We start from the raw sequence: 10414 nt of genomic DNA on the forward strand, positions 1-10414 counted from the left end.
CCGGCACCGGCGGCGGCGCGCGCGGGCGAGAGGGCGAGCGGCGCGAGGCTGCGCCGTGCTGCGTCGCGGGGACGTGCGGAAGCGGGCGACCGTGATCCAGGCGCTGGCCTTTTACCTGTTCGCGGGCGTGGTGCTGGTGTCGGGCGCGATGACAGTGACGTCGCGCAACCCGGTGCACGCGGTGATGTGGCTGATCCTGGCCTTCTTCAACGCCGCCGGGCTGATGGTGCTGTGCGGCGCCGAGTTCATCGCGATGCTGCTCGTCATCGTCTATGTCGGCGCGGTCGCCGTGCTGTTCCTGTTCGTGGTGATGATGCTCGATATCGAGGTGGCGGAGATGCGCGGCGGGTTCGCGCGCTATTGGCCGTTCGGGATGATCCTCGCAGTGGTACTGGCCTGCGAGCTGGCGTTCACCGGCTTCGGCTCGCTGCACGGGCATCTCCACGTCACGCTCGCCTATGCGTCGACCGGCGGCACCAAGCCGAACATCCAGGCGCTGGGCGATCTGATCTACACGCGCTACCTGTTCGTGTTCGAGGGCGCGGGGCTGGTGCTGCTGGTCGCGATGATCGGCGCGATCGTGCTGACCCACCGCGACCGCAAGGGCACGCGCTATCAGAATATCGGCCGCCAGAACGCCAGGCGCCCGCAGGACGCGACGCGCAACGTCGACCAGCCGGTCGGCGTGGGGGTGGAATTGTGAGCGGGCTTCTTCGACGTCATGCTGAACTCGTTTCAGCATCCATGCGCGACGCTCATCACCGGCGCGGCGCTCGTTCGGCGGGTATAGCATGGATCCTGAAACAAGTTCAGGATGACAGGGAAATGCCGTCGTGATCGGTCTTGTCCATTACCTCGTCGTCGCCGCGATCCTGTTCGCGCTGGGCGTGCTGGGGCTGGTCGCGAACCGCAAGAACCTGATCGTCATGTTGATGGCGATCGAGTTGATCCTGCTCGCGGTGAACCTCAATCTGGTCGCCTTCTCGGCCTATCTGCACGATCTCGTGGGTCAGGTGTTCGCGATGTTTGTGCTGACCGTCGCGGCGGGCGAGGCGGCGATCGGGCTCGCGATCCTGGTCATCTATTTCCGCGGACGCGGCACGATCGCGGTCGACGACGTCAACCGGATGAAGGGCTGACCATTGATCCTCTTCATCGTTTTCCTACCGCTGTTCGCCGCGCTCGTCGCGGGTCTGGGGCAGCGGCTGATCGGGTCGGTGCCGGCCAAGCTCGTCACCACGGGCGCGCTGTTCACCGCCTGCGCGCTGTCCTGGGTGATCTTCGCGCGCTTTCTGGGCGGGGAGCAGCCGGCGACCACCACGGAAGTGATGCGCTGGATCAGCTCCGGGAGCATGGACGTGCACTGGGCGCTGCGCGTCGACGCGCTGACCGCCGTAATGCTGGTCGTCATCACTTCGGTGTCGGCGCTCGTGCACCTGTATAGCTGGGGCTATATGAGCGAGGACCCGGATCAGGCTCGCTTCTTCGCCTATCTGTCGCTGTTCACCTTCGCGATGCTGATGCTGGTGACGGCGGACAGCCTCGTCCAGATGTTCTTCGGTTGGGAGGGCGTCGGGCTGGCCAGCTACCTGCTGATCGGGTTCTGGTATTACAAGCCGTCCGCCAACGCCGCCGCGATCAAGGCGTTCGTCGTCAATCGCGTCGGCGATCTGGGCTTCATGCTCGGCATCTTCGGCACGTACCTCGTGTTCGACACCGTCTCCATTCCGTCGATCCTGGCGCACGTGTCGGCGCATACCGGCTCGACGATCGGCTTCCTGTGGTTTCGCGCCGACACGATCACCGTCCTGTGCCTGCTCTTGTTCGTCGGCGCGATGGGCAAGTCGGCACAGCTGGGGCTGCATACCTGGCTGCCCGACGCGATGGAGGGCCCTACCCCGGTTTCCGCGCTGATCCACGCGGCGACGATGGTGACGGCCGGCGTGTTCATGGTGTGCCGCCTGTCGCCGATGTTCGAGGCGTCGCCGGCGGCGCTGACGGTGGTCCGCTTCGTGGGCGCCGCGACATGCCTGTTCGCGGCGACCTGTGGCCTGGTGCAGACCGACATCAAGCGCGTGATCGCCTATTCGACCTGCTCGCAGCTCGGCTATATGTTCTTCGCCGCCGGCGTCGGTGCTTATGGCGCGGCGATGTTCCACCTGTTCACGCATGCCTTCTTCAAGGCGCTGTTGTTCCTGGGCGCGGGCTCGGTGATCCACGCGATGCATCACGAGCAGGATATGCGCTATTATGGCGGCCTGTGGCGCAAGATCCCGCTTACGTTCACGACGATGCTGCTCGGCACGCTGGCGATCACCGGCGTTGGCATCCCCGGCGTGTTCGGGCTGCCGGAGATCGGCTTCGCGGGTTTCCACTCCAAGGATGCGATCATCGAGCTGAGCTATGCGGCGGGGCAGACCGGCGCTTGGTTCGTCGGCGTGCTCGTCGCACTGCTGACGAGCTTCTACTCGTGGCGGCTGATGTTCCTGACCTTCTGGGGCACGCCGCGCTGGGCCGCGTCCGAGCATATCCAGCACGCCCTGCATGACGCGCACGGCCACGGCACTCAGCAGGGCGAGCACGAGCCGGAGGGCGAGCATGGCGGCGCCGAGCCGGACGAGCATGGGCCCTCGCAACAGGACCTGCCGGCGGGCACGGGCGGCTACCATCCGCACGAGAGCCCTTGGGTGATGGCGCTGCCGCTGGTGGTGCTTGCGTTCGGGGCGGTGTTTGCGGGATACCTGTTCCACACCACCTTTGTCGGCGAGCATGCGGGCGGCACCTATTGGCACGGCGCGATCGCGTTCCGCGAGAAGCTGATGGCGTCGGTCGAGGACATTCCGCTGCCGATCAAGCTGAGCGCGTCGATCGCGATGCTGCTGGGCCTGCTGGGTGGCTGGTACGCCTATCTCCGCGCGCCGAACACGCCGGCGGCGGTGGCCGACCAGTTCCGCGTCGTCTACCGCTTCCTGCTGCACAAATGGTATTTCGACGAGCTGTATCATCTGCTCTTCGTGCGGCCCGCCTTCGCGGCCGGGCGGCTGCTCTGGCATCGCGGCGACGAGCGGACGATCGATCGGTTCGGGCCCAACGGGCTTGCCTGGGCGGTGGCGCTGGGCAGCCGGGGGGCGGGGCGGCTTCAGTCGGGCTATCTGTATACCTATGCGTTCGTGATGCTGATCGGGCTCACCGGCGCGGTGACCTGGGTGATCACGCGATGAGCGGCGTGCCCCTCCTGTCGATCATGCTCGCCGTGCCCGGGATCGCGGCGGTCGTGTGCCTGTTCCTGTCGGCGCCCGCCGCGCGGATGCTGGCGCTGGCGGCGACGCTGATCGATCTGGCGCTCGGCATCATGCTGTGGACCGGCTACAACATCGGCGGCGCGCAGTGGCAGTTCACCGAAAGCTATCCCGTCTTCGGCCAGTTCGGCTGGGCGCTGGGGATCGACGGCTTCGCGCTGCTGCTGATCATGCTCAGCGTGTTCCTGATGCCGATCTGCATCGGCGCCAGCTGGCGCGCGATCACCGAGCGCGTGCCGGAGTATATGGCGGCGTTCCTGCTCACCGAAGTGCTGATGATCGGCACGTTCGCGGCGCAGGACCTGTACCTATTCTACATCTTCTTCGAGGCCGGGTTGATCCCGATGTACCTGATCATCGGCGTGTGGGGCGGCGCCAACCGGGTGTATGCGAGCTACAAGTTCTTCCTGTACACGCTGCTCGGTTCGGTCGTGATGCTGATCGCGATGCTGTACATGGCGCATGCGGCGGGCACGACGAGCATCCCGGCGCTGATGCGGTTCGACTTCCCGGCGCATGTGCAAACCTATCTGTGGCTCGCCTTCTTCGCCTCGTTCGCGGTCAAGATGCCGATGTGGCCGGTCCATACCTGGCTGCCCGACGCACATGTCCAGGCGCCCACCGCCGGCTCGGTGATCCTGGCGGGCGTGCTGCTCAAGCTCGGCGGCTATGGCTTCCTGCGCTTCAGCCTGCCGATGTTCCCGGAAGCGTCGGCGCAGCTCGCCTGGCTGGTGTTCGCGCTGTCGGCGGTGGCGGTGATCTACACCTCGCTGGTGGCGCTGGTGCAGCAGGACATGAAGAAGCTGATCGCCTATTCCTCCGTCGCGCACATGGCGATCGTCACGATCGGGCTGTTCGCGTTCAACCGGCAGGGGATCGAGGGGGCGATGCTGGTCATGCTGGGTCACGGCCTGGTCTCGGGCGCGCTGTTCCTGTGCGTGGGCGTGATCTATGACCGGCTCCACACCCGAGAGATCGCGCGCTATGGCGGGCTGGCGATCGTGATGCCGGCCTATGCCCTGTTCTTCATGCTGTTCACGATGGCGTCGGTCGGGCTGCCGGGCACGAGCAACTTCGTCGGCGAGCTGCTGAGCCTGATGGGGGTGTTTCAGCTTTCGACGGGGATCGCGCTGCTCTGCACGACCAGCATCATCCTGGGCGCGGCGTACATGCTGTACCTCTATCGCCGGGTCGTCTTTGGCGAGGTCAAGTCGGAGGAGGTTCGCGCGATGCCGGACCTGTCGGCGCGTGAATATTGGCTGCTCGCGCCGATCGCGGCGGCGGTGCTGTGGATGGGTGTGTACCCGGAGAGCTTCCTCGCGCCGATGCGCAAGGACGTGGGCGTGCTGCTGGCACGGATCGATCGGGCGAAGCCGCCGGGCGACGCGTCACCGAGCGCCGGGCGCGGCGGGCCGATGGTGGCGAGCGCGGAGGTGCGGCCGTGAGCGCGGATTACCTGATGGTGCTGCCGGAGGAGATCCTGTCGGCGGGCGCGATCGCGCTGATGCTGGTCGCCGCCTGGGGCGGGACGGCGTCGACGCGCGCGGTATCGTGGACCTCGGTCGCGGTGCTGGTGGGCGCCGGCATCGCGCTCGCCGGGCCGGCGGCGCAGGGCGGCGTGGCGTTCGGCGGGCTTTACCGCGCCGACCTGTTCGCGGGCGTCGCCAAGGTGCTGATCTTCGCCGCCACCGCGATCTCAATCGTGATCGCGCCCGGCTTCTTTCGCCGCACCGCCGGCGACGATCTGCGGCCCGAATACCCGGTGCTGATGCTGCTCGCGGCCGCGGGCATGGGGATGATGGTGTCGGCGGGCGACCTGCTGACGCTGTATGTCGGGCTGGAGCTGCAGAGCCTCGCCTCCTATGTGCTGGCGAGCTTCATGCGGCGCGATCGGCGCTCGGCGGAGGCGGGGCTGAAATATTTCGTGCTCGGCGCGCTGGCGAGCGGGATCCTGCTCTACGGCATCAGCCTGGTCTATGGCTTCGCAGGCACGACGCTGTTCGGCGGCATCGCCTCGGCCTATGCGGGTGCCCCGCATGGCGCGCCGGCATTCTACGGGCTGATGTTCGGGCTGGTCTTCGTGTTCGCCGGCATTGCCTTCAAGATGGCGGTGGTGCCGTTCCACATGTGGACGCCCGACGTGTACGAGGGCGCGCCGACGCCGGTGACCGCGTTCTTCGCGTCGTCGTCAAAGGTGTCGGCGGTGGCGCTGGCGGTGCGCGTCGCGATCGGTGCGATGGGGCCGGCGGCGGGTGAATGGCGACAGATCGTGATCTTCGCCGCGCTCGCGTCGATCATCCTCGGCGCGGTAGCGGCGATCGGGCAGACCAACGTCAAGCGGCTGCTCGCTTATTCCTCGATCAACAATGTCGGCTTCATCCTGGTGGGGCTCGCGGCGGGAACGCCGGCGGGGGTGGCGTCCGTGCTGTTCTACCTCGCCGTGTACGTGACGATGACATTGGGCGCGTTCATCGTCGTGCTGCAGATGCGCGACGAGGCGGGGCAGCCGGTGGAGGCGATCGACGCGCTCGCGGGGCTGTCGCGGACGCGGCCGGCGCTGGCGGCGGCGATGGCGATCTTCATGTTCTCGCTCGCGGGCATCCCGCCGCTGCTCGGCTTCAACGCCAAGCTGGCGGTGTTCCAGGCGGCGGTCGACGCGGGCTTGTATCCGCTGGCGGTGCTGGGCTTCGTCGCCTCGGTGATCGGCGCCTATTATTATCTGCGCGTGATCAAGGTCATGTACGTCGACGCACCGGCCGTGACGTTCGCGCGCGAGCCGAACTGGGTCGAGGGCGGGCTGATCGCGGCGGCGGCGGCGCTGGTGTCGCCGATCGGCTGGATCGCGCTGGCGCCGCTCGGCATCCTGACCGCGAACGCGGCGCGCTCGCTATTCTGACCGTCCGCACCGTCGCGCGGACGGGATCGACCAACGCCGACATGCTGGCGCTGGCGCGCGATGGCGCGGGCGAGGGCTGGTGGCTGCGTGCCGAGCAACAGGACGGCGGGCGCGGGCGGCAGGGGCGGGCCTGGATGTCGCCGACCGGCAATTTCCACGGCTCCACGATCGTGCGGCTGCGCGCGGGCGATCCGCCGCCGACGGGGTTGGGGTTCGTGGCGGCAATGGCGCTGGTCGAGGTGGTCGCGTCGCTGGTGCCGGGCGCGAGCCTCAAATGGCCTAACGACCTGTTGCTCGATGGCGCCAAATTGTCGGGCATCCTGCTTGAGCGGATCGACGACGCGGTGGTGGTCGGCGTCGGCGTCAATCTGGCGCATCACCCCGATTTACCGGACCGGCGCACGACCAGCCTCGCCGCGCATGGCGTCACGGTCAGCGCGGAGGTGTTCGCGGAGCGGCTGGCCGATGGCTTCGCGCGATGGCTGCAGCGTTGGCGGGGCGAGGGGTTCGAAGCCGTCCGCGCGGCGTGGCTCGCTCGCGCCCATCCGATCGGGACGGCATTGAGCGCGCACTTGCCGGACGGGAGCGCGGTGCAAGGGTTGTTCGACGGGCTCGACGCCGACGGCGCGCTTAATCTGCGCCCCTCGAGGTCGCTCGGGAGAGCCTTGGCGGAGGGCGGGCGGCGTGTCATCCACGCGGGCGATGTCTTCCTGGTCTGATCGAATGTCCGTCCGCTTCGAGCGCCATCGGGAAGCTGGTCGGCGCGTCCATCCCGGTGCCTCGACGTCGCTCGGCACGAACGGCATAGGTGCGCGGCCATGCTGCTAGCGATCGATGCCGGTAATACCAATGTGGTCTTCGCCGTCCTGGAAGGGCGTCGGATCGTCGCGCGCTGGCGGATCGCGACCGATCCGCGGCGCACGGCGGACGAATATGCCGTGTGGCTGTCGCAGCTCCTTCAGCTGGAAGGGCTGAGCCGCGATGGGATCGACGGCGTGATCATCGCCACCGTGGTGCCGCGCGCGCTGCACAACCTGGAGGTGCTGGCGAGCAAGTATTTCCATACCACCGCGCTGGTCGCGGGGCGCGCGCCGGTCGAATGGGGGATCCCGCTCGATGTCGACGAGCCACAGAGCCTCGGCGCGGATCGCGCGGTGAACACGATCGCGGCGCACGCGCTGCATCCGGGCGACCTGATCGTGATCGATTTCGGCACCGCGACGACGCTGGACGTCTCCGACTATCGCGGCGCGTACAAGGGCGGGATCATCGCGCCGGGGCTCAACCTGTCGCTCGACGCGCTGGTCGGCGCCGCCGCCCAGCTGCCGCGCATCGCGATCGAGGCGCCCGCGACGCGCTCGGTGATCGGCACCAGCACGGTCGACCAGATGCGGATCGGCATCTTCTGGGGCTATCTCTCGCTGATCGAGGGGCTGGTCGCGCGGCTGAAGCAGGAGGTGGGCCGGCCGACCAAGGTGATCGCCACCGGCGGGCTCGCGACGCTGCTGACCGGGCACACGACGGTGTTCGACGCGATCGAGCCGGACCTGACGATCCAGGGACTGGCGATGATGTGGGAGCGCGCCCATATAGCATCCTGACTTTCTGCCGGTGCTGCCGGCTCGCGCGATCATCCGCGCCTTTCACGATTAGGATATTGAGTGACTCCCAAGAACGAATTGTTGTTTTGCGCGCTCGGCGGCTCGGGCGAGATCGGCATGAATGTCACGCTCTATGGAGCGCAGGGCAAGTGGGTGATGGTGGATTGCGGCGTCACCTTCGCCGACGCCGGCTATCCGGGGATCGATCTGATCCTGCCCGATCTCCAGTTCATCGAGGAACGTGGCGACGATCTGGTCGGCATCGTCATCACGCACGGGCATGAGGATCATATCGGCGCGCTGCCCTATCTGGCCGAGGATCTGGGCGTGCCGCTCTATGCGACGCCGTTCACCGCCGGGCTGGTGCGCGGCAAGCTGGAAGAGGAGGGCATCGCCGACCGCGTCAAGCTGCGGATCGTGCACGCCAACGAGCCGTTCAAGCTCGGGCCGTTCGGGTTCGAGTTCGTCGAGGTGTCGCATTCGATCCCCGAGGCGAACGCGTTGGTGATCGATACGCCTGAAGGGCGGGTGTTCCACACGGGCGATTGGAAGCTGGACGCGGCGCCGGTGCTGGGCAACCCCGCCACCGCCGAGGCGCTGACCGCGATCGGGGATCGCGGCGTGGACGTGATGGTCTGCGATTCAACCAACGTGTTCAACGCCGAGGCGTCCGGCTCGGAGGCCGATGTACGGCGCGGGCTGGCGGAGACGGTCGCGGCGGCGGCGGGGCGCGTGCTCGTCACCACCTTCGCGTCCAACGCGGCGCGGCTGCACACGCTGGGCCAGGTCGCGCGCGAGACGGGGCGGCAGCTGTGCGTCACCGGCCGCTCGCTGGACCGCATCCTCAAGGTGGCGCGCGCGACCGGCTATCTTCAGGACTTTCCCGAGACGATCGACCCCGAGACGGCGATGCGTCTGCCGCCCAAGCGCGTCCTGATCGTCGCGACCGGCGGGCAGGGCGAGCCGCGCGCGGCGCTGGGCCGGGTCGCCGACGGCAGTCACACGATCAAGCTCACCGATGGCGACACGGTGATCTTCTCGTCGCGTCAGATCCCCGGGAATGAGGTGGCGATCGGGCGCATCCAGAACATCCTGGCCGGCAAGGGCGTGGCGATGGTGACCGAGCGTCAGGCGCATGTCCATGTTTCCGGTCATCCCGGCCAGCCCGAACTCGCCGCGATGTATGGCTGGATCCGGCCAAAGGCGCTGGTGCCGGTGCATGGCGAGATGCGGCACCTGCGCGAGCATGCCCGTTTCGCCAAGGTGCAGGGCATCGCATCCGCGATCGTGCAGACAAACGGCGACATCCTGCGCCTGCTGCCGGGGCCGGCCAGGAAGATCGGCGACGCGCCGGTCGGCCGCCTGGTGCTCGACGGCGACGTGATCTTGCCGGCGGACGGCACGACGATCAACGAGCGGCGGCGGATCGCGATCAACGGCCAGGTCTCGGTCGCGGTCGCGTTGCGCGACGGGCGGCTGGTCGGGAGGCCGGAACTGCGCGTGCAGGGCCTGCCGGTGGAGGAGGATCGCGCGGCGTTCCTGGTCGCCGCCGCCGATGCCGCCGCCGAGGCGGTGCGCGGCGGGCGTCGATCGGCCGATCGGGTCAAGGAGGATCTGCGCCTGGCGATCCGGCGCATCGCGACCCGCTGGACGGGCAAGAAGCCGGTCGTCGACGTGCTGCTGATCGAGGCGTGACGCTTCGGTCCGAACGGAGGAGCTGATGCGCTGGACCTCGGCGGTGGCGATCTACATCCTGTTCTGGGCGATGAGCGTGTTCCTGGTGCTCCCGTTCGGGGTCCGGACGGGGCACGAGGCGGGCGCCGACCACGTCGTCGGCACGGCGGAAAGCGCGCCGCACGAGTTTCGCCCCGGCCGGATCGCGGTTCGCGTGACGGTGGTGGCGACGGTGTTGTTCGTGCTGTTCCAGCTCAACTACCGCTATGACTGGATCACCGCGCAGACGCTGACCTTCTTCAACTTACAGGACGCGCCGCCGCTGCGATGACCGCCCCTGCCCGGATCGTCCGGAACAGGTTCAGCGCAATCGCTCGATGGCCTGGGCGAGCGCGACGTACAGCTTGCCCATGTCGCTCGACAGCAGCGTCACGCCCAGCGGCGAGCCGTCGCGCTGGGCGAGCACGGCGCGCAACATCGCCTCGAAATCGTGGATGTAACGGTTGACCTGTTCGCGAAACGGCCCGTCCGCGTCGTACAGCCCCGCGATCTGACGCGCCTCGCCCGTGTCGAGCAGGCGCACCGCGCGGCGGGTGAACACGCCCCGGTCGCCCTTGAGATACGCCGCCCAGGCGCTGTCCGTCACGTCGGGCGCCAGGTGGCGGGCGATATCGATCGAGGCGGAGTTGAGCGCCTCGATGAGCAGCGACACGCGCCGCGCGAAGGTGTCGCGGTCGGCTTCCTCGCGCTCGTGGCGCGCGTCGACCATCCGCGTCTCGACCAGCGCGGATTGTTCGACCAGCGCCTGGACGTGGCCGGCGAGCCGCTCGGTCGCGCGGGTGGAGGCGTCGACGGCGGTGTTGGTGGCGTCGGTGACGGCGGTGATCTGGCGCTCGACCGTGTCGCTCGCCGCGCGGCGCAGCGCGGCGGCGGCCTCCGCCTCC

Annotated in this window: 9 protein-coding genes and 1 pseudogene; 9 read left to right on the forward strand and 1 reads right to left on the reverse strand. The window is 68.2% G+C overall.

Going from position 1 to position 10414, the window contains the following annotated elements; translation table 11 throughout:
- The first annotated feature begins 91 nt into the window (after positions 1-91).
- From HUU95_RS02135 to HUU95_RS02175, 9 genes are all read left to right on the forward strand, one after another.
- Entirely contained in the window at positions 92-703 is a 612-nt protein-coding gene (locus HUU95_RS02135) for an NADH-quinone oxidoreductase subunit J (protein WP_174278594.1), read from the forward strand.
- Between the two features lie 130 nt (positions 704-833).
- Positions 834-1139, forward strand: coding sequence for an NADH-quinone oxidoreductase subunit NuoK (gene nuoK, locus HUU95_RS02140; protein WP_174278587.1), 306 nt, complete (start codon positions 834-836; stop codon positions 1137-1139).
- A 3-nt stretch (positions 1140-1142) separates the two neighbouring features.
- Entirely contained in the window at positions 1143-3221 is a 2079-nt protein-coding gene (gene nuoL, locus HUU95_RS02145) for an NADH-quinone oxidoreductase subunit L (protein WP_174278588.1), read from the forward strand.
- Positions 3218-4744, forward strand: a complete 1527-nt coding sequence (locus HUU95_RS02150) for an NADH-quinone oxidoreductase subunit M (RefSeq protein WP_174278589.1) — start codon at positions 3218-3220, stop codon at positions 4742-4744. Before nuoL ends, HUU95_RS02150 begins: the two co-directional genes overlap by 4 nt.
- Before the next feature lie 14 nt (positions 4745-4758).
- Positions 4759-6195 (forward strand): NADH-quinone oxidoreductase subunit NuoN, encoded by a 1437-nt coding sequence (nuoN, locus tag HUU95_RS02155; RefSeq protein WP_254602570.1) that lies wholly within the window; start codon positions 4759-4761, stop codon positions 6193-6195.
- On the forward strand, positions 6192-6914 hold the full coding sequence (locus tag HUU95_RS02160; protein WP_174278595.1) for a biotin--[acetyl-CoA-carboxylase] ligase: 723 nt from the start codon (positions 6192-6194) through the stop codon (positions 6912-6914). The genes nuoN and HUU95_RS02160 overlap by 4 nt, the downstream gene beginning before the upstream one ends.
- Before the next feature lie 99 nt (positions 6915-7013).
- Positions 7014-7796, forward strand: a complete 783-nt coding sequence (locus HUU95_RS02165) for a type III pantothenate kinase (protein WP_174278591.1) — start codon at positions 7014-7016, stop codon at positions 7794-7796.
- Between the two features lie 60 nt (positions 7797-7856).
- The gene (locus HUU95_RS02170) at positions 7857-9491 is read left to right on the forward strand and encodes a ribonuclease J (protein ID WP_174278592.1); all 1635 of its coding nucleotides are present in this window, start codon (positions 7857-7859) and stop codon (positions 9489-9491) included.
- A gap of 25 nt (positions 9492-9516) precedes the next feature.
- Complete coding sequence (locus HUU95_RS02175) at positions 9517-9801, forward strand: DUF1467 family protein (protein ID WP_174278593.1); 285 nt, start codon at positions 9517-9519, stop codon at positions 9799-9801.
- A 30-nt stretch (positions 9802-9831) separates the two neighbouring features.
- Here HUU95_RS02175 and HUU95_RS02180 read toward each other — a convergent pair.
- Positions 9832-10414: pseudogene (locus HUU95_RS02180) on the reverse strand (hypothetical protein); the annotation flags it as partial.

It is taken from the genome of Sphingomonas bacterium (assembly GCF_903643065.1).
GTDB lineage: Bacteria > Pseudomonadota > Alphaproteobacteria > Sphingomonadales > Sphingomonadaceae > Sphingomonas.